A 26,110-nucleotide genomic window follows, 5' to 3' on the forward strand; every position below is an offset into this window, starting at 1 on the left:
CAGAATAGTTGAATGAATACCCAGGCTCCTCGCTGCTTCAGAACAGGTATATCCTTGTTCAGTGACCAGACTAATTGCATCCAGTTTAAATTCTTTTGTATATTTTCTTCTCGTAGACATATTGAACTCCAATTAAGCAAATTATCTCTTAACTGGGCTGTCCAAATCAATTAGACCACGTCAACGGCCTGAATACCGATGTTATAAAAGCAATGTTTTTCTAAGCTGCCTATGCGGCAGTGAACGCCTATCACGACTAAATCTGAGATGAGGGCCATTTCTAAGCTGCCTATGCGGCAGTGAACAATCAAATTTTAAATTAGTTCCTATAATAGTATTTCTAAGCTGCCTATGCGGCAGTGAACTATAGTGATAAGGTGGTGCTTCAAAATCTTTATTTCTAAGCTGCCTATGCGGCAGTGAACGCTGGCGTAGTTTGTGCGTCTGCCTCGGCTGCTTTCTAAGCTGCCTATGCGGCAGTGAACTAACCGAGATAGTGCTGCTATGAAACGATATATTTCTAAGCTGCCTATGCGGCAGTGAACCTATCTTGTAAGTGTCGTATCTTACGCCTATATTTCTAAGCTGCCTATGCGGCAGTGAACCGTCTGCCGGAATCAACAGTGCACAAATGTCCTTTCTAAGCTGCCTATGCGGCAGTGAACTGACAAAAGCACCGGCAAGCTTCTGGGGGTGCTTTCTAAGCTGCCTATGCGGCAGTGAACATGGGGGTAACGCCATCGCCATAGAAGCGGTATTTCTAAGCTGCCTATGCGGCAGTGAACATTCCCGAACGGTATTATTTAGCGTCTAATATTTTCTAAGCTGCCTATGCGGCAGTGAACCGCCTATTGCACCTGGCAACTGAGACAATAAATTTCTAAGCTGCCTATGCGGCAGTGAACGACACATTAAAGATTACTTGTAAACGATGTAATTTCTAAGCTGCCTATGCGGCAGTGAACTTACGTCAGCACCTAAGTCGTACTCTTTCTTATTTCTAAGCTGCCTATGCGGCAGTGAACTGCCAAATAAGCCGATAGTTGGTTTTTTATAATTTCTAAGCTGCCTATGCGGCAGTGAACTTATAATAAGAATCGACAGCCTGCTTTACCAATTTCTAAGCTGCCTATGCGGCAGTGAACGGATACAAACGGCCAAGGCGAAGCGTTTTCGTTTTCTAAGCTGCCTATGCGGCAGTGAACGCAATTGTTGCTTCCAATCCCCGTCCGCATTGTTTCTAAGCTGCCTATGCGGCAGTGAACCTGCTGGCCTGTGCTCATCATAAAAGAAACAATTTCTAAGCTGCCTATGCGGCAGTGAACAATAGCCTGCGTACTAATATCAACCGGCTGCTTTTCTAAGCTGCCTATGCGGCAGTGAACGCTCGACTAACGCCATCAAGCTTTTTTCGTAGTTTCTAAGCTGCCTATGCGGCAGTGAACGTTCGTGATGATAAAGGTAGGTTTGTTAGTCGTTTCTAAGCTGCCTATGCGGCAGTGAACAACGTCAAATCCGACAAATATCCCTTGTAATTTTTCTAAGCTGCCTATGCGGCAGTGAACGAAACAGCAGAAGATGCATGGTATTGCTCATTTTTCTAAGCTGCCTATGCGGCAGTGAACATTTCAAACGTGGGATTTGGTTTAGGTTGTTTTTTCTAAGCTGCCTATGCGGCAGTGAACGGCTGGCGTCGAAGCTCTTACCGAAACAGTACTTTCTAAGCTGCCTATGCGGCAGTGAACTATTTCCAATCATCGGCGTGTTCGTCTTCATATTTCTAAGCTGCCTATGCGGCAGTGAACGCAATCGCCAACGCCCGAACAAGTGGCGGTCATTTTCTAAGCTGCCTATGCGGCAGTGAACCAAAATCAGCAGCGATGGCTTTACCTTCCTTGTTTCTAAGCTGCCTATGCGGCAGTGAACATATTCTCGAGTCGTTTATCTCGCGCCTGCGTTTTCTAAGCTGCCTATGCGGCAGTGAACATCGTGCGTTTAAAGTTCAATCGTTCTTTTGCTTTCTAAGCTGCCTATGCGGCAGTGAACGTGTTCTAATTGGCGCAGGTCTGATTGATGATTTTCTAAGCTGCCTATGCGGCAGTGAACCTTGAGGAATCCAGCCTTGTCGTTTCCAGCGTTTTCTAAGCTGCCTATGCGGCAGTGAACCGCTCATAAAAATAGTCTGGCTCCAATACCAATTTCTAAGCTGCCTATGCGGCAGTGAACCGACTGCATAGCGCCTGCCGTACTGCATGATTTTTCTAAGCTGCCTATGCGGCAGTGAACATACTTTGGCATTGCCTGGAGCTGCTGACGATTTTCTAAGCTGCCTATGCGGCAGTGAACCATCATTTTCCCACTGGATTTTTGGTGCATTATTTCTAAGCTGCCTATGCGGCAGTGAACTGAAATGATGAGGATTGCATTTAATCTTTTGATTTCTAAGCTGCCTATGCGGCAGTGAACCCACAGTGTGAGAACGTTGACTGTGCAGTAACTTTCTAAGCTGCCTATGCGGCAGTGAACTGAAACAATAGCCCCTGTATCAAAAGCAGCAGTTTCTAAGCTGCCTATGCGGCAGTGAACGAGATTGCGCGACTTGAGACTGAGCGACTTGATTTCTAAGCTGCCTATGCGGCAGTGAACGTCGTTAAGCGATGACGAACAGGGGGATGGATTTTCTAAGCTGCCTATGCGGCAGTGAACATAACCCAACAACCGGCCAATTGGTCTCTCTATTTCTAAGCTGCCTATGCGGCAGTGAACTATAAGCCCCGTCACGGGGTTTTTCTTTATTTTTTCTAAGCTGCCTATGCGGCAGTGAACCCGATGAAGTGACATTTGAAGAACTGGAATCATTTCTAAGCTGCCTATGCGGCAGTGAACATGGTGATACCACGATTCATTAAAATTTTTCAGTTTCTAAGCTGCCTATGCGGCAGTGAACTATAAGCCCCGTCACGGGGTTTTTCTTTATTTTTTCTAAGCTGCCTATGCGGCAGTGAACTATCCCAGAACTGCGGTGAACGATCTGGGTTATTTCTAAGCTGCCTATGCGGCAGTGAACTTAAAATAGAAAAACAATTTAGGACATTGCATTTTCTAAGCTGCCTATGCGGCAGTGAACATTAAATGAACATTATAATTTAGCATCAAAAATTTCTAAGCTGCCTATGCGGCAGTGAACTTTCCTTAAGGTTTTGAAACGACCTGTTAAATTTTCTAAGCTGCCTATGCGGCAGTGAACGGCATGTAGCAGTTATTACTAGGTGTCTCAATTTTCTAAGCTGCCTATGCGGCAGTGAACATTATATAAGACGAGGCATTACAGGCTTCATATTTCTAAGCTGCCTATGCGGCAGTGAACCTCGTCCCATTTCAAACGATTTAACAGCTACGTTTCTAAGCTGCCTATGCGGCAGTGAACAGATGCTCCTCTGCTCTTTTTTCCTTCTTTCTTTTCTAAGCTGCCTATGCGGCAGTGAACACATAATTAAATCAGTAGAATCTATCTTTTGATTTCTAAGCTGCCTATGCGGCAGTGAACCTCTACAAATTTAAAGAATAGCTTAGAACGTGGTTTCTAAGCTGCCTATGCGGCAGTGAACCTCAAAATATAAAGCATAAAAAATAGTTACAACAAAAAGTTAGCAGAAAAATACCAATTTACCCAATGATTTTCCACCATACTTCAACCATTTGATTTTAAAATAAATTTTTAAAGAACAGAAATTATTGGTTATTAGAGTGTAGAAAACGGTCTAGCCTGAACTATTTTCTTATTCATGCCAGACAGAGCATCTTAAGAATATCGAATACACTGGTTTGTCATATTCTTATGTCAATCAAACCAAGGAACAGTAGCTGTTTTGGAAAGTCCAAACTGATCAAATTCTCCAGAAATTGGCTGATCGAGCAAGTCACCAAACTCAATATACCGTCGGTGTCTTTGCCCGTTTGATCCGCTCACAAGTTCAATATATGGATTACCCAGACCTTTGGAAAACATCTTTGCCTTGTATTGCCTGATTTCCTCTTCCATCAAAGAATTACGTTTAATTAACCGCCTCAATTTTGATTGACTCATAGTTGGTTGTTTACGTGACACTGTACGGAATTTTGTACCCGCAGGAACAGACATAATCAAGCCTACATCACAGTAGCCAATCATACCGCCTATCCAGTTTAAATTCTGCAGATCTTGCAAAGCCTCTTTTTTACCATGGATACGCAAAAGGTTTCCCAGAGTAGTGTTGTGCTTTGGAAAGCTTACACCGATGTTTGTGGCAGCCAAGGCATGTAAAGCTTTATGGAGCTTGGCGTAAATTGCATTCATTAACACTGACGCCGGAAACTCGGAGTCGGGAAAAATAGATACATCTATATAATAATCCATAACCCCCCCCTACTTATCGCTTTCACCAAAAACACCACCACGCACTAAAACAGCCACCATATAGTGCTCGTCTTCAATGCGAGATAACTCACCACCACGCGCCCAAGTATCAAAAAAAGTATAGAAATCCTGTTTGTCTGCCGGCGTCCTAAAAGCTTTTCCCAGGTTAGTGACAGCACCGTATGGCTCAATTGCGATTGGTCCAGCGGAAACTACCGGATCACTGAATTCAGGGTACCAGGTATCTATCGTTCGGAGAGCATTACCAATTTTTTGCGAATGCATTGCTGCGATACCGCCTACGGTATAAAGGATTTTGCTTTTTTTCCCCTTGCCCTTGTCCAGCACTAACTCTTCGCTAGGATAAACATCCTGAGCTTTACCAATTCTGGCATGACAAGTAATTTGAAGCATTAAAAAGTCATTGTCACTGGCTAATGCACCAGCAATACGATCTGCCAAACTGCCAACTTCGTCAGTGGTTGTTTCCAAGTCACGTGGATTGAAATCAAGTGCATTAAAATTCCAGATTTGTTCAGCGCCTTTGTTTAATGCCTTAACTTCCACCTGAATATTTTCGGCACCAAAGCGATTGCGCCATAAAAATCGAGCATTGGCGATATTCATTGCATAGCGTTTTGCCAACTCCCTCATACCCTTTGTTTCAATATAGCTACTTACGGCCTGCTGGTAGCTCTGTTTAAAAGCAGCATTATTACAGGCAGAGGGATGTTTTAATCCACCTAGCACCTTAAGTGTAAAATACAACTTTAGCGTGTCCTCTTCTGAACCCAATGAACAGGCATCGACAGTTTGCAGATTAGGCTTCTCGACTTCATTATTGAGTGCAGCAGGGTCTTTTTGCAGCGCCGGTTTGAGTCGATTTGAAATGGTCCCCCGCACAGATTTTTCATTTAATCGAAGCGGGGTGGCTTTATCCTTGTTTTCCCACTCGCAGCCATACATATAACCATCCGATGGTACCAATTTTTTTTCAAACGCCAACACTGAGGCTATGTGTTCTTTTTTAGTCATCACTGCTCTCCTAAATTAATAGTCTTCTTTACTTGTTTCAGATATAGATTTTTGTTGAATACAAAGGTACAGATTGTTTTCAGGCTCTATGCGGTAGCGCCAAAGTAAATCTTCGGGTGATTCCAAACGATAAGGCATTTTAAACTCGCCAAGCGTCACAAGGCTTTCAGCAAAGCGATGAGGAGTACCTGGATCACGCTGATTAATCGCTGTTCCTAATTCACTAATCCCATGAAATCCTGTAGCAATAGGCACAATCCAGCCTGTTTGGCCATCAGACCCCGTTGGTTTTCTCCTGCGTTGCCAACTCACACGTTCCTGACCGTTAACAATGTCTTTGGTGCAACTGTGATGCACAGCCACATAATCCAGCATTGCCTCCATGGCATCCTGGCCTTGCTCCATGGCTGCCCGCATTAAATCTCTTCGCTCAATTAAAGCATAACCCGGCATTAATTTTCGCTTCACCTTCTGAAAATCCCGAAGGATTTCCGGTTCCTTACAGTTGAGAATATCTCCACCAGCCAGTTTCATATTACCGAGCATTAATTGATATACTCGTTCCAACATCAGCTGCTCATCCTGTGCCTCAATGCCTGAGTACTCAACAAGAAGACTGACTTCCAGATGGCAGCGAGCTTCTTCAATAAATGACGGTCGAACAGCGTTACCTTTGGGCTTGCCTTTTTCGGATTTTGGCTCCAAGGGATTTCCGGTTCCAATAATGGAGTGCACAAAATCGCCAGGTCCTTTGTAGGTTTGCAAATCAAAGCGATGCACGACGACACCAACTGCAGAAAATATCACAGTCATATTGTATGTTTGCAATTTGCGTTGCAAGGCATGTACAGCACCCAGCCAAGCTGTCATGGCAGGAAAACCAATGGTAAAGGGGCTGGATAATGCATTGGCGTTTTGAACTTGAATACGGGGCAATAAAATCAGGTTATTACTCATCTCAATGTCTCCCTGTATTCATTGATAAAGTCTTTGATATAGCGGCGCTCCGCTTCACCCAACATAATAGGATGTTTGATGCTGTTTTTATATGCGCTGTTTATCCAAAAAACAATTTGCGCGCACAGTGTTTCGAGCCAGTCGTCTCGTTTGGCTCTTTCCTCTATATATTGCTCACACAGCCATATTTTCTGGCAGTCTGGCAGTCTGCTGGATTCTGACCAAAATTGATCTATAGATACCTCACGTAAGGCCATCATTTTCTGCAAAATCATATCCAGAATATCTCCAAGACAACGATCCCTCCCCTTGCGGATTTTATCTAACGATATTTTTCCATCACGTTCGATTTTGAAAATATTGTCGAGCCGCTCAAGAATTTCCTTGCAATCACGGTAACGAAGGCTTTGGACAAAAAAGTCTTTGGTGGGAAATGTAATTTCACGTTGCGCAAGCATTGGCGGAACAGAGAATAATAAATGTGCCTTTCCACCGTATTGATTGTTTAGCACACTAACATTCTGTGGCTTTGTGCCACCATATCCGATCGTAGTTACATCATAGATTTCGCTATAGCCCGACTCAGAGTAAATATTCTCGCGCCGTAACTCACGTCTTTTTTGGACTGTATCTGAAAACCGCAATGCATCTATCCTCTTACGCAGATCAAAAATCATGCCAGAATTACTCAAGATAGATAATTGATGGTAATCGCTACCAACTGGAAAATAAACTTGTTTAATTTTAGAACTGGTAATGCTGACTTCATTAGAAGAAACCATTTCCATAAAGCAGGCTCTTAAATTTTCATAATTTTCTGTTTTTATATTCAGTAGAGCTTTCGCTAGCTCTGTATTCTGTCGAATATGTTCTATAACCGCTTTTCCATCTTCAGTAACAAGAGATAGAAACTTATAAACGTCTAACGCTGCAGCATTACCAAGAGCATCTAATGCAACATGAACATTGCCTGATCGGAGATAACCATCTACCTTGCGGGATGCTTTAGCAATAATGGATGTTACATAGCCATTTTTATTTTTTCTGGAACTGGGATGAGAGAAGGTACAAGGATGTGTCGAAATAGATACCCATCCCGCACGTTTAGCTGCATCCGGCAGCCAGTTTTCAAGTGTGAATATATCTTCACATTCCTGTATAATGTTATTTTCCTCAAGTTCAGTCATATCCGATTTCAGTTTCTTTTTAAGCCAGCTTTTCTTTCGCTCAACAAAAAAATCAGTAATTGCTGGATCAAGCATGGTTGCTCTCCTTTTTGAATAAACCTAATTGGTCGTTGTATTCATATTCTGTGTTAATGCCATATGGGTAAACATCCAAACTGATTTCACCAAAGTAGATTGAGGCTTTGCTTAAAGGCATTTCGTAGATCTTGCTTTGCTCCAGCAACAACTGGAAATAATCACGCTGCATCCAGAGTCGCTCAGCCTGCTCTACTGCTAGCGTCAGAGTTGTGATTTGGTAGGCATCGTCCTGGCGGGCAAATTCACCTGTATTAACGTAACTAAAATTTCCCCTGGTATCACGCTCTGTAAACCATGACTCGCCACTTTCATTGGCTACCCGGTATAGCTGTGTGCTTTTTGTGCTTTGGCGAAAACGATTGAGGTATTGTGGTAATGCCGTTAGATACCAATACCATTGAATATAACCTTGTAAGGTTTCCGGACCTTTTCCTTTGTAATAAGTGAGTAAACTATCTATTACTGCATGCTCCAGTAAAGCCATAGGGGTTTTGCTACCTTCTGGCCGTTCCTGAATTCGTGGGACGGAATCAAGCCGAGTCTTTATCAAACTATTATCCACCACTTTAAAAAGATCATGGCTTTTAAGGCAATCATATTTTTCGTTACTTAACCGGTTTGTTTGGCGTTGCCTTGGATCGGGTTCATAACCTGGCAAGTAGAAGCGAGGCTTTCTTTCCGCATCTCCGTATTTAATTGTTCTCCAGTTATATTGAAGAAGAGCAATATTGGGATATTCAATCTTATTCTCACGATGCCGCATGACCCGTCCAGCCAATTGAATAATGGATCGATACGAAGAAGGCTCAATAACGGCCCAATCAAAATCATGGTCGCGGCCAACCTCTTCAACAGGTGTAGCTACCAAAATAAACAGCAAATTCATTACCTGTGGCTGGTTAACGGCAATTGTATCGAGATGCCTGCGAATCCTTTGATCACAAAAGGCCTGTGGCTGCTCACCCCTTTTTTCTTTACGCTTTAACACCTTATCCAGATGTTTTTCCTGCTCATGACGTAGCAACAGTACTTGTCTGCTGTGATAAGCCATGATTCTCGCTTCGCTATGCTCGGGCCATTCGTAATTTAATAAATACCTGGTAAGTTGAACGCAGGGTTGTATGTTGGCGATGCGTACAACCCCAAAGGAAACTTTTAAACCTGTTTTTTTATCTACTGTGTTATTTAGCTTATGCATCTCCAGAGCCGTTTGAGCTATTCGGTGAAACCAGTCCTCTTTTTTGCTCTCAACCACTGGTTCATCGCTTCTGTTCATAGTTTCTTCACAATTAATGACCATCGCTTTGCGTTTTGCCGGTTGCTTGACTAAATGTTTTACTCGTCTGTCGATATACTTGTCATGAATTCTTCGAAACTCCTTTGTTGCATGCTCTTGCATGCCTATTTCTTCAACCTGTGTTGAGAACTCATCAATCCATGCACATCCGACCATAGGATTGGCATTACGAGTTTTACAGTAGAGTAACCATCCTTCGCGGTAAGCATTGAAATAACCCTCGGCCATTGCAGGCGGAATAGTGGCCGAAGAAATCATCACCTTGCGCCCCAGCATACCTGCCAAGTGAATCAGACGACCGATGGCGATTAAGTCACTGCCGGTGAAGTCATCCACTTCATCAATGACCAAATCAGACGATAGCAAACGCAGAGCGGGCAGAATGTATCGTCCGCCACGAGTGGTTTCCGTTGCAGCAATCATGTGATCAATGGTACAAACCAGAACAGGGGCATAAAGTAGCTGCCTGTCTTTGTATCTCTTTAAGATAGTGGTTAAACCTTCCTCAGGGAGTTCGCCCTGATAAACGATTTCATCGGAATCTGCCAACAGAGATTCAATGGACTCTGAACCTTGTTCTTCCCGCTCATATATCTGAGGCAATTTGCTCTGATAGTGCAAGCCAGCAATGGCCTTAGAGCCAACCAATACAGCCAGATCAGTGCCATCGCTTTTTTTGAATATGCGTTCGCGATACTCGTCTCCCGTTTGCAATGTCAGTGTACGTAAACCAAGGGCTAGGACATAGCGGAGACTATCACCATCGTCTGAAAGTGCCATCATCACTTTGGCATTGGCGAATGTTTTACCACATCCGGTGCTAGCGATGTTCACAGCGAAAAAGCCTTTTCGCGTGTCGTTACAGGCCATGCGCCAATCGCGTACTTTTTTAAAGGCAATGTCCTGCCAAGCGTAGGGTGGCTGACTTTTGCGCTTTAATTCAGCCGTATTAAAACTGAACTCCAATCCGTTTTCGATAAGTGGCAATTTCGCAACGACATCCCTGGAGCTTTCATAAACGCCGACCAAATGCTGATCCAGAGCTTGCTTTGGTGATTTGTCTTTCTGCGTATTGGCGATTAATTCAGTGGTATGTTTCCAGTTAGACGTTTGGTTAACATCTAGGGAAGAGAAATAGTGATCGCCTAACATCAATGATAAACGCGCATGGTGCAGCAATACCCGGTAACTACCATCATTGATGCTTTGAGAAATTAATTCTTCCAAATCCAATAGCTTGGACGACCACCGCTTGATTTGTGACAGCCATTTACTGGAACGAGTTAACAATCCATGAGGAAATTCCAAACAAAGACTAATTTCATCAATGGTCTTATTTTCATACCCCCAGCTTTTGTCGATGAGATTCAGCAATCCGTCAAGGCTGAAGCACTCACTTCCATTGAATAGGTTTTCAGGGTTAACAGGTAATTTATGATGGCTAACAATCAACCAGGAAATTAATTTGGCGATATTCGGTAAACCGACCAAGGGTTTTTCATAACTTCTCTGAAGCGCTGCTATAATAGCAACCTCATTAACTTTTCCGTCTTTTAATGTGCTCAACCAACCACTATCTAAGTCTGGGTTATCGGTATTGAGGATCAGTGCTTTGAGCAATGAGCACGATACCCACTCATGACGTAATCTGTCTGCCGGTATACCCCTAAAATTTTTAGCTAACTTTTGCTGGAAGCGGGCGTTCGCTTTACCCCAGTCATGCAATAAGGCAGCCAGACAGGTTAGCGCTTGAATGGCAGGGAGTAATTTCCAATCCAGCAGATCATCTCGGTAAACCTGATTTTTAGATGTGCTGTTTACCGCTACTCTACCTTCGCGATCGAACTTATTCTTATTCCCCACAACCCAAACCAACTCCGTTCTTGATCTTGATCTAATCCAATGACAACTCACTGCTGTATTTTTACTGGCTGTTTTACGCAGCAGCTTTTTCACAGCGAGCAAGCCTTCCTGGGTGATTGCGGTTTTCCAGGTATTGTCACCGATGCGGTCGGCAAAAGCATCCAGAACACGGCGGGTTCTGGCCAGCGCTTTTTTCTCGCACTGGGAAACAAAAACAACCATCATAGCAAGCTTTTCCCACTACTTTCGCTTTCCCAATCCGTATTTAAAGCCATGGATTTAACCTGCTCAAACATAAAGTCCAGCGCTTTATGATCGATAAACGCCTGTAAACATTGCTGGCGAAATTCTTGTTCGCTGCTGTTTTCCTTTGCGCAGATAAAAGCCCAGGGAAGAATCAAGGTATCCTTGATTAAATCAGCCACATCGAATACCAGCGCACCTCGGCGTGTTTTACCGTGCATAACTGCGAAGCCATGAGGAATTCCAAGCACCCAGAGTGTTGTTGCAGCTAGTCCGTAAGCAAGGTAGTTGCCATGATTTAAAAAAATATTGGCTTGATCCATGGCTTCTCGCTCACGACTAAACTTACCATAACTAGTTCGATTTGCAGCGTACCGATAAAGATTTTTTGTTAACTCTGCTTCGGCATGCATTAGTTTATTGACATCTGCTGCTCTCTTGATTCTTGTTTCACATGTTAACAACTCATGTTGTAACTCATTGCAATTGAAGCCTTCTGCGATAAGATCACGGCTTTTTTTCCAGTTAATTTTCAGGTATTCAATGCGGGATAACTGAAATTGTTTTGCCGCATATAAACGTTTTTGATCATCAAACCAAAATTTCATCCACCCTTGCATATATTCTGTGGGTCGATATTCGCTCTGAGGGGTCAACCATTCAACTTCATTGGCCATCAGTAAAGGCGTACCCCCTCCTCCGCAGAAACCAACCAATACACCTGCTTGAGCCAGCATACGCATTGCTGCTTGAGTAATGGAAGTTCCAGCTCCAAGTAACAAGCAAGTGGTATTGGCAATTGGTATATTCCAGTATTGGTTTGCGTTTTTTTCCTCAGTAAGATACAAAACGCGCCCATCTTTTTGCATAATGCGGCATTTTTCCAAGTAATAAATATTGGCACGTTTTGAATGTAGAATAGCTTTCAAATCTGTTAATATTTCCATTGGTATTTTGCTGCTTCAAAAATGAAGCGTAGTATTGTTGTTAATAATGAATAGCACAATAATTTTATGACAAGTTTAATTTTGTAAAAATATATGAAGATTGCATTAAAGAATATCAACAAAAAACGTCGTGGAATAACTTATGCCAAAATTTGTTAAGAAATTACCATCTGGTGAATAACAGTAAAGCTTACCACTGGCCCACATTGCCTGCCAAACGTACCCCTGGCCGTCGACCGTTAAGCCGTCAGGTTCTGCCATCGACTCCGGATACTGCACAAAAACACGGCGATTAGATAACGTGCCTCTAAATCAAAGTTATAAGCGTAATTGAGGCCTTGGACAAGGAATTATAACAAAAAGATTGTATGGTCATGTTGGAAAATCAGATAATTAATTAATGTTTACGGATGAATAATAACAACCGCTTTCAGCGTATGAATTTGTGCAGATATTGCCATGCCAAATTCCCATAACAAATAAAAGCAACCAACACGATTCGGGGTTTGTTCGCTATCTCACTTACTGACTGAACCAAACTGGATTGCTCTTGTTTAATCAATTCTATGAGATCAGCGTTATTATTTTGTTTGAGCACAAGGGGGAATTGCTCGATATTTTTTAATAACAGTATCTTATGCATCAGAACCCTATCCTTTAATCCATCCAGGTTTCATGTAAATGATACCAGAGAAACGAGGGCTTTTGATGGTTTGTAGACATCAACACAGCGGTTGAGGAACGTCGAAGCGATTCAGTCATTGTTATTTGTTGATGCTCCTCATAAGTGATAATGACATGCTCCGGACTCGCGAAAATCTTATTAAAATTCTCAATACTAATTTTAACCTGTGGACGTGAACCCAAAGCATTAGAGCACCAACCGCTAAGCCAGGTAAAATCCCGAAGGATCCCATCGGGTGGAATCATGGTGAAATCCGGATGAAAATAGCTTAAAAAAGACGACCTATCGTTATCAAATGCTTGTCCATGAAATAAACGCTCAATCTGAATATGAAGATCGAGAACTTCTTGATACGCTTGCTTATATTGCTGTTCCAGAGAAGTTTTTTTCATCCGCGCAGTCCTGGAATATCATTCAGCTATTAATGCTTTCAATTCTTGTCATCGTATGCGCAGCATAAACACACTACCTATTTTAATCTAAAATAATAAAAACCTATCAGTTGTAATAACTTGCGTCAATGATTGATTAATGATCTAATGGCTAAAGACAATAAAAACAGGAGTTTTTATATGAAAATCGTATTTATAACCGGTGCGTCTTCAGGGATAGGATGTGCTGCCGCCCTGGATTTTGCCAGGGCCGGCTGTCATGTTATTGCCGGTGTTCGTCAAATAAGTAAAGGGGCATATCTAGAAGAATGTGCCCGTGTAGAAAATTTGAACTTGACGCTTGCTTCCATTGATGTGACAGATGATCAATCGGTACACTCGGCAATTGAGAGCATAATATCGCGCTATAAGAAAATAGATATTTTGATTAATAATGCTGGCGCAGGTTTTTTAGGAACCATGGAACAAACGACGCTTGAACAAGCGCAACAGGTTATGAATGTTAATTTTTTTAGCGTATGGCGTGTTACACAAGCTGTTTTTCCAACTATGAGGAAAAACCGTTCTGGCCGTATCATCACCATCACTAGCATCGGAGGTTTAGTGGGTCAACCATTTAATGATGCGTATTGCGCGGCTAAATTTGCTATTGAAGGAATGATGGAATCATTAGCGCCCGTCGCACAACGTCTGGGAATTCATATTTCTTTAGTTGAACCAGGCCCAGTAAACAGTGAATTTGTTGATAAAACGCTACAAAAAGCGCCAGAACTTCCTTCTGAACTAGAACATGATTATCGTGCTTGTCTTGAGTCATATAAACAAGCTTCCGTACAATCTTTTGCAAATTTCGGTCAAACACCTGGAGAAATCAGTAAACAATTACTCGTCATTGCTTCTGCAAACAGACCAGATTTTCGCTATCAAACGTCTAATTTAAGTAGAAAAGTTGCTGCTATAAAATTAGCAGACACTCAGGGAAATCAAGTTTTAAAATTTGCAGGAAGCCGACTCCCAGAAATGGCTGAGGTGTGTTCATAACAATTGTCCCTATGCGCTATTTTTCCTGAATCTTATTGATAAACACTTAAATTAGGCTCTAAAAAACTCCTTTTCGCAGATGATATTATTAGCACAATTAAATCATTTTAAAACGTCGCACTAGAGGTTACTGCAATAACTTGCAAGGAAATTGCCTAATAATATCCATGACTCGATGGTACGTTATCTTTTCATAAGCCGATTGGAATCCCATATGGCACTTAGTATCTTCCTCAATGCTTTTTAAAGATTGATGATTAAAACATTTATTCAAAACACCAAAAATAACACCAGTATCATGCTCACCCGAATAACAATGTATGAGAACATTTCCTTTGGCCATAGCAATTCTTTTAATTATTTCAGTAATTTTCGGATTAAGCTTATCAGGTGATTGGTGTGAAGCATCTACCATATAATGATTAATTTGTATGTATTCTTGAACGCCATTTGCCTTGAAAATTGTTGATTCTAATGGATACAGATGCTCTGCATATCCTACCTTGCCAGAATATAAATTAATAACCGTTTTGATACCAGATTTTGATAAAGATTGTATGCACATAGGAGAACCTGCCAAATAAGCTGAACGGTATACTAATTTATGATTTCCTGGAAAAAGGACTTTTACTCCTCCCAAATTATTAGTTTTCATAACAATAAAAAATAATTTGTTATCAAAGCCTACCTTATCTGTCTTTTTTAATTTAAAGAGATTGTCATACACTTCATCCTCATATGATGAATCACATGAGCTTACTTGTTCTAACTGCAGATTTGGATCAAAAACCTTTTCACACTGGAATTTCTCTGCAAAAACATATTCACCCAAAAAGATTCTTGCTATAAATAAAAAAATACTAATCCGTGTTATCATTCTCATCTATCAACCCTTGCAGAATAAATTAAAAATACGCCTATCCAGAACAGTGTGACAAGCATTTTTACCAAGAAAGCTTTTTAACAAACTCAACCATCTTATCAATAAAAATTCGTAATCGCGTTGACATATGTTGTTTGTATTTATAAATAATATAAATATCAAACTGAGGATGAGTTTTAAACCCTTGTAAAACTTCAACCAATTCACCACTCTCTAAATGATTTACACAGGCAAATATCGGGATAGCAGCGATGCCTATCCCACTTAGACAAGCTTGAACCATCATTTCTGCCGTATTAGTCGCTATTCTCTTGTTAAGTTTAACGGAACCCTTTTCTCCATCTGCAGAGATATAACGCCAATAATCTTCATGACCATGCTTATTATAAATAATTGCCGGAAAATTCATTAAATCCTTTGGATGAACAAGCGGTTCATGTTGTTGAAGCAACTGCGGACTTACACATAATACGATGGGGCAATGATGTAATTTCCTGGCAATTAAATTTGAATCATCTAATGCTCCAATTCGGATTGCTACATCAACATTTTCCGCCATTAAATCAATTCGCCTGTCGTCAAACAATACTTCAAGCGCAACATTGGGATAATCTTGAATAAAGCGATTGATTGGTTCAATCAGATACTGGTGGCCAAACGATACAGGTACACTTACCCTGAGTGGACCAGTTGGACATAATTTAGATTCCAGAATTTCCTGTTCTGCTTCATGTATATCATTTATCGCTTTTTCAACTTTTTCACTATAAATCGCCCCTTCTTCCGTTAAATTAATCAGTCTTGTCGTGCGATTTAGTAAACGCACCCCTAACGTTCTCTCCAACGATTGCACCTGCTTACTCATTGCAGGCCCACTCATACCTAAGGCACGAGCAGCTTCTATAAAGCTGCGATGCTTAACAACTTCCAGAAAAATTTCTATTTGTGATAGATTGGCCACATTAATAACTTTTAGTAACTAATTAAATAATTTTAATATAAATTACAACGGTTTTAATTACTATTATACTTAAGTTATACAAAACTTAAATACAGCCAACCCCTTGTTGGCTCTGGAGGGCAAGATGATAAAAGCATATCCTTATACGACACTGGGAAGCGCTGACTACGGTTGGCTCAATACACATTATCATTTTAGTTTTGCCGATTACTATAATCCCAAACGTATGGGTTTTGGTAATTTACGAGTCATTAATGATGATACTATTAAGCCCGGCACAGGATTTCCTACCCATCCACATAAAGATATGGAAATCATTACCTACGTCACACAAGGGGCTATTACCCATAGAGACAGCCAAGGAAATGAGGGTCGTACTGAGGCAGGCAACATACAAGTCATGACCGCTGGCAGCGGCATCCATCACTCGGAATACAATCTTGAAACGATTGAAACGAAACTATTCCAAATATGGATTAAACCACGAGTGAAAAATCTTGAACCCCGCTGGGAAATACATCTGTTTCCTAAAGACAAAAGCAAAAATAACCTGCAGTTACTTGTTTCTGGCAATGGTGATGCACCTTTAACCATTAACCAAGATGCAAAAATTTATGCAGGTAACTTTACTGCGCACAACCAAATTACGCATACATTGGATGGCAAGGCCTATTTGATCGTTATTGAAGGTCATTTGACAGCTGATGAGATTAGCCTGAGTCAAGGTGATGGTGCAGAAATAACAGACACAGATGCAGTTACACTGACCCCATCTACCGACACAAAATTATTATTGATTGAAATATAAAGGCATGTAAGGTGAAAGTTAAAGCAAGAAATGCGCGGTGGAGCCTTTGAATAGTCAATTCCCCAAACGCTATTGGGCTTAAGTGATTGTATACCTCGGTTCTTCACGTTCAGAAAAATCCAGACCGAACTCGATATTAAGCTGGCCTGTTAAGCCACATCTCGGCATGTTATCTAAGATGTCGGATATGGGATAATAAGGATGTTCCTTATTCCACGGATCCACCACAACGCAAGTATTATTAAAATTTTTTGTTTCACACAAAAATTGCTTAGCGGAATATTGTTTCTGACTATTAAATTTTGACGATTGTATCCCGTCAATTAATAGATAGCTATGACCTCCCATATCATTATCCACGTCAATTCGGTATATACAATCGATGGGAGATGAATGATGCTCGCTTATTTCCTCTCGCACAATGGTATAAATGTATACGAATGCAAGATTGCTATGCTCAGTACAATTACCTGGTTTCTTATTTTTTCTATCGGTTGCATATCTATACCACATAGCAATATTAGTCCCTGTTCCTTTTCGATACGCGGTTTGTTCGAATTCAGCAAATGAAAGGGTTTGTCGACCTAATTCGTTGCGGCGATTTTTTAACGTATTAAATATCTGAAGTAACTCTGTTTCATTGAGTTGTTTGCGTATTTTTTTCAATTGCACATCATCCCCTGATGCATCAGGGCGGTTCGTTGTTATTAATCGGTTTGCCGAATATTTGGCCGCAGTTTTTGCGAGATGCAGGTTTTGAATTAATCGCTCAGCTGCCAAACATGTTTCTTCAAGATCATCCCTCTCTTTACGGCTCAACTCACCCATATTTAACCGTGTTTGAAAGGATTGAAGCTGTTTAACTAAGATACTCCGAGTATCAGGAACTATTTTTTTAATTTGGCTAAGAATACTTTGAATTTTTTCTGCAGAGGAATTACCTAAAGGCATAAAAATAAACTTTTTTGAATCAAATATTTCATTAGTTTACGTCAAATGATCCAATTTGTGGACAATAATCCGAATTTTTGAATCAAATGCTATTGACAAAATTAAGCCCAGCTTGCTATTTTGAGCCATTAACAGATGTAATTTAACCAAATCAATCCCAATATGAATCATTGCGGCACAAACAAAAGCAACAACTGTTCTGTCGTTTCCCCTACGGTGGTACGGTGCCATGATTCTTTATCTATAACAACCTCTGCAGTCATTATTATTATTTTGCCCTCTTTACCCTAGAGCGGTCAGCTATTTACATCCCCGTACCTCTCTAGGGAGAAGGCATCGGGTGTTTTGAAATGACTGATTATTAATACTGGAGAGGCATTGTGACTCAAACTAATTTTTTTAACTCAAAGAATAATTACTTACCTTTTATCATGTGGTTTCTTCCCCTATCGTTTTTTGCTCTGCAATTTATCTTGCGTCTTTGGCCTGGATTGATGATGCAAGAAATAATGGCTCAATTTTCAATTGATGCCGCCAGTTTTGGCTTATTAGCCGCATTTTATTACTACGGATATGCAGGAATGCAAATTCCCATGGCACTGTTGCTTGAAAAATTTGGCACTCGAACCGTTATTTTTACTTTTGCTCTACTCTGTGGAATAGGTGCCTTACTCTTTATCTCTACCAACAATTTTTACCTGGCTTTGTTGAGCCGATTTTTAATTGGTTGTGGTTCGGCAGTCGGTTTTTTGGGAGTATCTAAAGTTGTCTCGGAATGGTTCAACAGTGCTCAATATTCCAAAATGATTGGATTTTCATTTAGTGTGGGTCTTTTGGGAGCAATCTATGGTGGCAAACCATTAACTCAATTAATTTCGAACCATGGTGGACACTATGTAGGTTTATTACTTGCTGCATGCTCTATAGGCATAGGGATTTTTACTTATTTAGTTTTACGTGCTCCAAGAAATCCTAAAACAGCCAAAGTTAATACAATAAGTCTCTCCTATTTTTCTGTTTTATTGTCTTCCTGGAAATTATGGGTTCTGGCAATGGCTAATTTATTAATGGTAGGCGCTTTGGAGGGTTTCGCTGATGTTTGGGGTGTGCCCTATTTAACAACCGCCTATGGTTTTGATAAATCTGATGCGGCTCTACTCATCTCCTTTATTTTTATGGGCATGCTCTTTGGCGGTCCATTGCTTGCCTTCCTGAGTAAAAAATCAGGAAACTATGCTGTGATAGAGGCTTGTGGACTTGGATTGGCCATTGTCTTCCTGGGGCTACTCTCTAACAATATAAATAATTCATGGCTACTTGGCACTCTATTTTTTATGATAGGGCTGATGTGCTGCTATCAAGTCATTGTGTTTGCAGCAGGTGCCACGCTCGTCCCTTATCAATATTTGGGAGTGACAGTGGCCTTTTTAAATTGCATCAATATGTTTGGCGGCTCATTTTTTCATACCTTAATCGGTAAAACCATGGATTTTTATTGGGAAGGAGCCTTAACCGAACAAGGGTTAAGACAATACAGTCTTCAATCTTACCAGCATGCGCTGCTCATTATTCCAGTCTGTGCTCTTTTGGGGACTGTACTCATTTATTGGATCCATAAGAGCACTAAGAAACAAACGAATGTACAGCCTATGGAACTAAATCCAAGCTCTTCGTTAAATTAATTTCAAAAAAGTGAGTCCAAGAAAAAGCGATTACCCTTTCTGTTGGCACAAAAATTATTTGTTATAAATTATATATTTTATAAAATTACTGGCAACACGCTAAATAAATGGTTTATTTGAAATTACCTCAATCCCGGCTGCAAGCAGCCGGACTACACAGGCTACACTATTGAAAATGAATCCTACAAGAAAAATTATTCATATTGACATGGACTGTTTTTATGCCGCCATTGAAATGCGTGATTTTCCCGAGATCGCGCATAAACCCATCGCTGTAGGAGGAGATACAACACGTCGTGGAGTCATAGCAACTTGTAATTATGCTGCCCGCAAATTCGGCGTACACTCCGCCATGCCAACAGCGCATGCATTTAAACTTTGTCGTGAATTAGTCTTACAGCCAGTGCGCATGGATATATATCGGAAGGAAAGCCAATACATTAGAGCCATATTTGCAGACTATACCGACATCATTGAACCTTTATCATTAGATGAGGCTTATCTTGATGTTACTGAATCCACACGATGTCAGGGAAGTGCCACCTGGATTGCGCAGGAAATACGTACCCAAATTTATAAAACAAGACAGCTCACTGCAAGTGCGGGAATTGCCCCCAACAAGAGTCTTGCAAAGATCGCCAGTGACTGGCACAAACCTAATGATCAAATGGTTATCAGACCAGAAGATGTTGCAGCATTTGTTCTTGATTTACCAGTACGAAAATTGTTTGGCGTAGGCCCCAAAATGGAAGAAAAACTGAGAGCACTTCATATTAAAACCTGTGCTGATTTGCAACAATATTCCGCGGAATATTTGTTAAACAAATTTGGTACTATCGGTCCGAAACTTTATGAATTAGCACGAGGAATCGATAATCGCCCTGTCAATCCTGAACGGATTCGAAAGTCTATCAGCGTTGAAGAAACGTACCCAAAAGATTTACCAGATAGCGAAGCATGCTTGGCCGTTTTACCAGAACTGATTGCACGGCTTGAAATGCGAATACAACGTACAGGTGAAATGTTCGGCATTCATAATCTATTTGTAAAATTGAAGTTTAATAATTTTCAACAAACTACGGTTGAGCGAGTGAGTCATAAGATTGACTCAGCCATTTTACGTCAATTGATACAAGAAGGTTTTGCCAGAAAAGATCTGCCAGTGCGCTTGATAGGCATAGGGATTAAATTAAGACAAGAAGATATACATGAGGGCATACAACTGCCATTGCTTGGTTTATAAACTCTATGTTAATGGCTTGCTCCAAATTGAAATTAATCACCATCGCCTCCTTTCTCAGTCTAGAATTAATTTCAAGACCTGCCCCATCGTATCTTCTACTTTAATCATCATAGATAAATTCATTTGTTAATCAAACCTTAATCTTTAGTGGTTTACACTGATAAAAAGCAAAAAAGGAGAGTACCATGTCTAATAAAATACTAACCACACGTTTAAATCACGAATTAGATGAACTTGGTGTTCCCAGTTTAATAACTGAGCGTGTGCAAGCATGTTCCAAACTATTTAAATTACCTAAATTTAAAATGGAAGCCTTGTTAAATGGTGTTGTTGCCATTGATCCCAACTCAATACAAAAAATCGCCGATGAACTTGAAGTCAGCAAGGACTGGCTATTAGGAAACATTCAAAGAAAAACGAAACATTAAGGCATTATTTTATAAAAACCAGCTTTCCAGTGGGATAGCAGGATATTTACTACGAAAAGGCTTCAGCGCCATTGGCAGCTATGGTTTTTTGGCTCTCTAAGCACGTTGTTACACAGCGATATCATTAGCTTATAATTTCTCCATGGCCTTTATTGGCAGTATCGCACCAATATTTGTTCAAGTCTATGGCTCAGAAGACCATCCATCATTCTCCATCGCCTATTTACTGATGATCAGCAGTTTCATAACTTGCTGCATGATGAAGACATTAAAAAGGAATCTTTCGCATTCATCTCTGTTTAACGTAGTACATCTCAATTATTAGAAATGAATCATAATACTTCTGATAACCATCAGACCTCATCACTAAATGTTAACAAGGTTTTTGAAACCAAAACAACCATGGCATTATGAAAAAAGGCAGTTATAATGATTGATATTAATTGCTAAGGATATCAATATGTTAAAATTCATATCACTTGTTATTTTGGCGCTCGGACTCAATACAGCACTGGCTTGTACACATATCACAGTCCAATCGACAGATAATACCTTGATTGTTGGGCGTACCATGGAATTTGGCCCGAATCTAAATAGTCAAATTAAAGCAGTTCCTGCTAAGTTTACCTTTACTAACACCGCACCAAACGGCAAGATGAGCAAAAGCTGGAACGGTCAATATGGCTTTATATATATGAATGGTTTTGGCATTGATTTAGCGGTTGATGGCATGAATGAAAAGGGATTAAGCATCAGCGGACTTTATTTGCCGGGCTATACAACTTACGCAAAACCGACGGATGAAAATATTCAAAATGGTATTCCTTATTTACAATTAGGCGCATATCTATTAAGCCAGTTTGACAGTATTGATGCTGTCAAAACGGACTTAAACGATTTAACCATATTTGATCAACCCATGGATCTGCCAGATCATCCAAAAGTGTCGTTTCCACTACATTTTGCTGTAACAGATAAATCAGGACAAAGCATCGTCATTGAATTTATCAATGGTAAAACAATTATCTATGATAATCCCATCGGCATCCTGACCAACTCCCCCACCTTTGATTGGCAAATGACCAATTTAAAAAATTACGTCAATTTATCACCCTACTCACCAAAAGTTTTGCACATTGATGGATATCAATATTCAGCAACAGGTCAAGGGGCAGGCATGATCGGATTACCAGGTGATACCACGCCCCCTTCTCGTTTTGTAAAAATGGCATTTTTAAGCAAAACTGCAAAGCCAGTGAATAATGCGCAACAAGCTGTTGTTCTGGCACAGCATATCCTGGCAAATGTTTATATTCCTAATGGATTAGTTCGTGGAGAAAAAGGGACAGAAAATACCGAAACCACTCAATGGACCGTACTAAAAGATTTAACCCATAGCGTGATGTATTTTAAAAGTTATCAATATCCTGCACTTCGGGCCATTGATTTCAATAAAGTGGATTTTAATTCTAATAAATCACTTGCTATCGAACAACCCGCCCCACTTGCTATTGATGTGACGAAAGCTATCAATTAACACAGTTAAGCATCTCTGTCTATAATAATGTTTTTGTTATAGACAGAGAACTGTTATTCATGTTTAGTGAAAACCATTTATATGAAAAAGAATCACCAAGTGTTGATGGATTCATATGTAAGTTGACGAATTATACCAGCGTTCCTACCCACTTTATGCCAGCATAAGGGCCTTGCACATTAAAATTGGCATCGCTCATTACCCCACTGACCTCCGTAGCGTTGTTTTGAAGAGGACTAAAGTAATTCAGCCAAAGGTAACCTGTTCTGGCACAACTTTGCTAGTCTCCGCTTGAAAGGAGCGAGAAGCATTAACTGCTCCAAGAAAACGATGAAATTTTCCAGTTCCTGCCAAGGCTGCAATGGCACTATTCGCGTATATAGCAAACCCTCTCGCCAGGTCGTAGGACATGTCAGCGCCTACGCGAGGACCAAAACCCGTGAATTCATATGACTCACGAATGAAGTCGTCAGGAGTTACCTGGGTGGTACAAGTAATATTATACTTGATGCGAGCATATTGCGCGCCCCCATAGAAACAAATATTTTTAAATTCTCCAAAATCAACATGCTGACCTAATTCCAAATTTACAGCATCCCAACGCGGTTTATAAGAGGCTCTGTCTGCATCAAGAGAACGCTCTATAAACGTAAAAATAAAATCGGCATTGGATGAAGTGGTTTTACCATTTAAATGATACCAATTAAGATTCAAGTCATTGCCTGTATGAAAATGGTAGGAAACTTCAAGCTTAAATCCCCAAGACCACATAGGGACGTTTTGCACTGCCACTTGATTAATTTGCGATACAAACGGCGGTGTACCAGTTATGTTTTCCCTTATTCCAAGAAAACCAAGCGTATTGCCATAAGAGCTTTTCAAATAGAGTGCTTGTATACCAATGCCCCAAGCATTGCGTTCACATCGCACAGTAACTCCGCCAGCCCATGGTACCAGCGATAGTTGTACAGCTTACAAATGCACACAGCGCAGCAGCTGTGGCTTTTAGATTAAACATAACCTTTCTTTTTATTATGTAATTCGCATGTAACTATATCTTTTATAAAATATAAATTTCAATATTTTTCTAAACAAAATGCAGCTCAAATTGCTGGAGCAAGCTATCTTATGTAGTTGTTTCAAAATCAGAAATTAAATTTATAGACGATGGAATCTACTCTGAAGCGTACATCCTTGCTTAAGCTATTTGAAACGACTAAATAATACTCATTATTATAGGTAAACGTTTTTGCAGCAGTGCCTCCATAAGTTGGAAAGGAAATGACTTGGTTGAATTGATGGCCATTCCAACGGTACACCCATGAATGCTGCAACGTATTTGGCCTCTCGCGTGTGCCCGAGATAAAATTGACACGAATGAGAAAGACTTGATCGCCTACAGCCAGAAAATGAAAATGTCTTGCCCCTGCACCATCCAAAGTTTGTAGATGGATAAATTGATGCCCATCCCAGTGATAAATAACGCTCTCATGCAAAAGATTTGCAAAAGCAATCCAGTGATGACCTCCAACGCTGAAATATTTAAATTGCCTTCCACCACCACAATCAGCAAAGGTTTGAAAAGGAGCGAATTGATTGTCTTTCCATTCGTAAATAACGGAACTTGTTATGTTGTCAGCCAAGCAAAGAAATATTCTGTCGTGGATGCAAAACGTCTCAATATCATATCCCCATTGGCTGGGAAGGTTTTGATATTGAATAAAAGCGTTTCCATGCCAACGATACAAATGAGAATTCGCAGAAATCAAGCTTTGTGACGTCGTCTGTAAAACGCCTTCAGAAAAAGCCAAATAATACGAGTTTTCAATTTTGAACAGACAGCAACTTTTGGCCGCGTAAGTTGGAATGGGTTGCAATAATGAAAATTGTGCTCCATTCCAGCTATAAATTCCCGAGCAGGTGTGCATATTAAAGTTCGGTGCTTTTCCTGAACGTATGTTTGCCAGAGCTAATACGGGCTGACCTGCTAAATATGCAAAATGAATGTGTTCGCAGCCATGCGCTGGAATTCTCTGAAATTCTACAAATTTATTATCAGCCCATCGATAAATGAGTGCATCAATCTCGCTATTGCCACCATTCATATTTGCTACTTGATTTAGATCATCTTCCGCGAGTTGGGGAATTGCCAAATAGAAGTGATGATCGATGGTGAACAATTCGACGCCTCGAGCCCCGGAGGTTTGCAGGCGCTGGTATTCTTCCAATCGCATTTGAATTCCTAATGCTGGATATCTGGCGAATGATCAGGATATTTTGATATTCCTGCAGGCAGTCCATGAGTTAATCCCGGAATGGCCATGCTGTGTATCTGCCATTGTTTATCCACTGCTTCCCCCGCCAACCAAAACCCAACGGTATTGGACAACATTTCTTTAATATTGCCGGTTGAAAATTTTAAGCGCATGATGAAATGGTCAATTTGTTCAGCGCTTGTTATTTCATAATCACCCGGAATGGGGGTTCGGTGAGGGATAAAAATATCCTGAATATGTGGAAACGCGGCTTCAGCCACAAGAGGACGTGAAAAAATACTGCCCCAAATCGTAGCCAATCGGTCAAATTCGGTATCCGTGAGCCTATCATTTCCTAAATTTTCCGGAAGAGATGCATAGGGCATAATTAAAATCCGTTTTGGATCCAGTTTTAATTTGGTAATGGATTGAATCGCTCCATGCAGCCAGTTCGACCCAGCAGTCATTCCCGCTCCATAATTGGTACCAGCCAAGTTATGTAATATAACTTTTGCTGTTTCCCAATTGATATTTCTGTGATTCAGGGCAAAATAAATATCACTTAGGCTTTTTAACCCTACAAGTGCAAAAGTGGCAATCATGATGGTGTTATATGGAATTGGATAGGCTTTGGTTTGTACCTCAAGAAAATTTTCAATTAAATGTTTTGAACAAAAAACATCTTTATGTTTACGAACATTCACCAAGTAATTTCCTGCCAATGAACAAGCATAGTCAATCATGTTTTTTATCTGCGATTCTTTTCCAAGCCACGCGTAGCATTGAAGCTTGGTAAGCCAATGATCATCCATGGCTGCTGAATTGATTTTTTTAATAACAGATAAATGTTCAATCATGGGTTCAATATGATCTTCCCAAGCAAGATCACCATATTTTTGTAATGCCCCAAGATAGGCAATGGCTGGTCCAACATGAGAAATACTGGTCAATTCATAAAATCCACTGTTGGGAGCGGCGCGATACTCTGCAGAACTAATAAGCTTATGCCCTGCTTCACCACTGTAGACATAAATGCCCACAGAATTGGCGATCACCAATGGCCCTTGTTCTGCTGAATTTAACTGTTGAGAGACAACTTTAGCCAAATCTTGAGCGATAGAGCGTTGGTTGGAAGGGTAGTTGCTGTGCGTGTGTCCAGTGAAATCAAAAAACAAATCATTAAATGCTTGATGGGTCGTGTAATGCGACATACTATTCTCCAAAATTCCTTTTATGGGTTA

The 26,110-nt window shown here is 40.6% G+C and carries 20 protein-coding genes, 2 pseudogenes and 1 CRISPR repeat array; of the genes and pseudogenes, 6 read left to right on the forward strand and 16 right to left on the reverse strand.

The genetic code is table 11. The annotated features are described in order from the left end of the window. From E1O52_RS11155 to E1O52_RS11200, 10 genes and pseudogenes are all read right to left on the reverse strand, one after another. The coding region (locus E1O52_RS11155; RefSeq protein ID WP_165474677.1) for a transposase at window positions 1-120 on the reverse strand (120 nt) is incomplete at its 3' end. Between the two features lie 97 nt (window positions 121-217). Beyond that, a CRISPR array of direct repeats spans window positions 218-3,608; the repeat unit is 28 nt; unit sequence TTTCTAAGCTGCCTATGCGGCAGTGAAC. Window positions 3,609-3,841: 233 nt separating this feature from the next. After that, window positions 3,842-4,396 carry a type I-F CRISPR-associated endoribonuclease Cas6/Csy4 gene (gene cas6f, locus E1O52_RS11160; protein WP_133128793.1) on the reverse strand — a complete coding sequence of 185 codons (555 nt, stop codon included), beginning with the start codon at window positions 4,394-4,396 and terminating at the stop codon, window positions 3,842-3,844. Window positions 4,397-4,405: 9 nt separating this feature from the next. Continuing rightward, the gene (gene csy3 / locus E1O52_RS11165) at window positions 4,406-5,431 is read right to left on the reverse strand and encodes a type I-F CRISPR-associated protein Csy3 (protein WP_133128794.1); all 1,026 of its coding nucleotides are present in this window, start codon (window positions 5,429-5,431) and stop codon (window positions 4,406-4,408) included. Between the two features lie 15 nt (window positions 5,432-5,446). Then, window positions 5,447-6,388, reverse strand: coding sequence for a type I-F CRISPR-associated protein Csy2 (csy2, locus tag E1O52_RS11170; protein ID WP_133128795.1), 942 nt, complete (start codon window positions 6,386-6,388; stop codon window positions 5,447-5,449). Further along, entirely contained in the window at window positions 6,385-7,650 is a 1,266-nt protein-coding gene (gene csy1 / locus E1O52_RS11175; RefSeq protein ID WP_133128796.1) for a type I-F CRISPR-associated protein Csy1, read from the reverse strand. The genes csy2 and csy1 overlap by 4 nt, the downstream gene beginning before the upstream one ends. Next, on the reverse strand, window positions 7,643-11,038 hold the full coding sequence (gene cas3f, locus E1O52_RS11180; protein ID WP_133128797.1) for a type I-F CRISPR-associated helicase Cas3f: 3,396 nt from the start codon (window positions 11,036-11,038) through the stop codon (window positions 7,643-7,645). The genes csy1 and cas3f overlap by 8 nt, the downstream gene beginning before the upstream one ends. Next, window positions 11,035-12,003 (reverse strand): type I-F CRISPR-associated endonuclease Cas1f, encoded by a 969-nt coding sequence (gene cas1f / locus E1O52_RS11185; RefSeq protein ID WP_133128798.1) that lies wholly within the window; start codon window positions 12,001-12,003, stop codon window positions 11,035-11,037. Before cas1f ends, cas3f begins: the two co-directional genes overlap by 4 nt. 105 nt (window positions 12,004-12,108) lie before the next feature. Next, window positions 12,109-12,297: pseudogene (locus E1O52_RS11190) on the reverse strand (SMP-30/gluconolactonase/LRE family protein); the annotation flags it as partial. 136 nt (window positions 12,298-12,433) lie between these two features. Then, window positions 12,434-12,646, reverse strand: a complete 213-nt coding sequence (locus E1O52_RS11195; RefSeq protein ID WP_133128800.1) for a hypothetical protein — start codon at window positions 12,644-12,646, stop codon at window positions 12,434-12,436. A gap of 14 nt (window positions 12,647-12,660) precedes the next feature. Next, window positions 12,661-13,080, reverse strand: a complete 420-nt coding sequence (locus E1O52_RS11200) for a hypothetical protein (RefSeq protein ID WP_133128801.1) — start codon at window positions 13,078-13,080, stop codon at window positions 12,661-12,663. Between the two features lie 180 nt (window positions 13,081-13,260). Between E1O52_RS11200 and E1O52_RS11205 the strand changes: the two genes are divergently transcribed. After that, window positions 13,261-14,121, forward strand: coding sequence for an SDR family oxidoreductase (locus E1O52_RS11205; RefSeq protein WP_165474797.1), 861 nt, complete (start codon window positions 13,261-13,263; stop codon window positions 14,119-14,121). Window positions 14,122-14,248: 127 nt separating this feature from the next. On the opposite strand, the gene E1O52_RS11210 is transcribed toward E1O52_RS11205, so the two are convergent. Both E1O52_RS11210 and E1O52_RS11215 read right to left on the reverse strand, forming a co-directional pair. Further along, window positions 14,249-15,004 carry a tyrosine-protein phosphatase gene (locus E1O52_RS11210; protein WP_133128803.1) on the reverse strand — a complete coding sequence of 252 codons (756 nt, stop codon included), beginning with the start codon at window positions 15,002-15,004 and terminating at the stop codon, window positions 14,249-14,251. A 61-nt stretch (window positions 15,005-15,065) separates the two neighbouring features. Next, on the reverse strand, window positions 15,066-15,965 hold the full coding sequence (locus tag E1O52_RS11215; protein WP_133128804.1) for a LysR family transcriptional regulator: 900 nt from the start codon (window positions 15,963-15,965) through the stop codon (window positions 15,066-15,068). A 124-nt stretch (window positions 15,966-16,089) separates the two neighbouring features. Here E1O52_RS11215 and E1O52_RS11220 point away from each other — a divergent pair, with 124 nt between their 5' ends. Beyond that, entirely contained in the window at window positions 16,090-16,773 is a 684-nt protein-coding gene (locus E1O52_RS11220) for a pirin family protein (RefSeq protein WP_133128805.1), read from the forward strand. A gap of 78 nt (window positions 16,774-16,851) precedes the next feature. Here E1O52_RS11220 and E1O52_RS11225 read toward each other — a convergent pair whose 3' ends face one another. Continuing rightward, entirely contained in the window at window positions 16,852-17,724 is an 873-nt protein-coding gene (locus E1O52_RS11225; protein WP_133128806.1) for a hypothetical protein, read from the reverse strand. 431 nt (window positions 17,725-18,155) lie between these two features. Between E1O52_RS11225 and E1O52_RS11230 the strand changes: the two genes are divergently transcribed. The 4 genes from E1O52_RS11230 to E1O52_RS11245 all read left to right on the forward strand — a co-directional run bounded on the left by E1O52_RS11230 (window position 18,156) and on the right by E1O52_RS11245 (window position 22,614). After that, window positions 18,156-19,406, forward strand: coding sequence for an MFS transporter (locus tag E1O52_RS11230; RefSeq protein WP_133128838.1), 1,251 nt, complete (start codon window positions 18,156-18,158; stop codon window positions 19,404-19,406). A 175-nt stretch (window positions 19,407-19,581) separates the two neighbouring features. After that, complete coding sequence (gene dinB / locus E1O52_RS11235) at window positions 19,582-20,649, forward strand: DNA polymerase IV (RefSeq protein ID WP_133128839.1); 1,068 nt, start codon at window positions 19,582-19,584, stop codon at window positions 20,647-20,649. A gap of 185 nt (window positions 20,650-20,834) precedes the next feature. After that, complete coding sequence (locus tag E1O52_RS11240) at window positions 20,835-21,077, forward strand: hypothetical protein (RefSeq protein WP_133128807.1); 243 nt, start codon at window positions 20,835-20,837, stop codon at window positions 21,075-21,077. Between the two features lie 460 nt (window positions 21,078-21,537). Next, the gene (locus tag E1O52_RS11245) at window positions 21,538-22,614 is read left to right on the forward strand and encodes a linear amide C-N hydrolase (protein ID WP_133128808.1); all 1,077 of its coding nucleotides are present in this window, start codon (window positions 21,538-21,540) and stop codon (window positions 22,612-22,614) included. A gap of 130 nt (window positions 22,615-22,744) precedes the next feature. Here the strand turns inward: E1O52_RS11245 and E1O52_RS11255 are convergent. The 3 genes and pseudogenes from E1O52_RS11255 to E1O52_RS11265 all read right to left on the reverse strand — a co-directional run bounded on the left by E1O52_RS11255 (window position 22,745) and on the right by E1O52_RS11265 (window position 26,080). Then, a pseudogene (locus E1O52_RS11255) lies at window positions 22,745-23,544 on the reverse strand (Lpg1974 family pore-forming outer membrane protein). A gap of 215 nt (window positions 23,545-23,759) precedes the next feature. Next, window positions 23,760-24,848 (reverse strand): hypothetical protein, encoded by a 1,089-nt coding sequence (locus E1O52_RS11260; RefSeq protein ID WP_133128810.1) that lies wholly within the window; start codon window positions 24,846-24,848, stop codon window positions 23,760-23,762. Window positions 24,849-24,856: 8 nt separating this feature from the next. Next, on the reverse strand, window positions 24,857-26,080 hold the full coding sequence (locus tag E1O52_RS11265) for a DUF5624 domain-containing protein (RefSeq protein WP_133128811.1): 1,224 nt from the start codon (window positions 26,078-26,080) through the stop codon (window positions 24,857-24,859). Window positions 26,081-26,110: the final 30 nt, after the last annotated feature.

The organism is Legionella nagasakiensis (assembly GCF_900639915.1).
GTDB lineage: Bacteria > Pseudomonadota > Gammaproteobacteria > Legionellales > Legionellaceae > Legionella_A > Legionella_A nagasakiensis.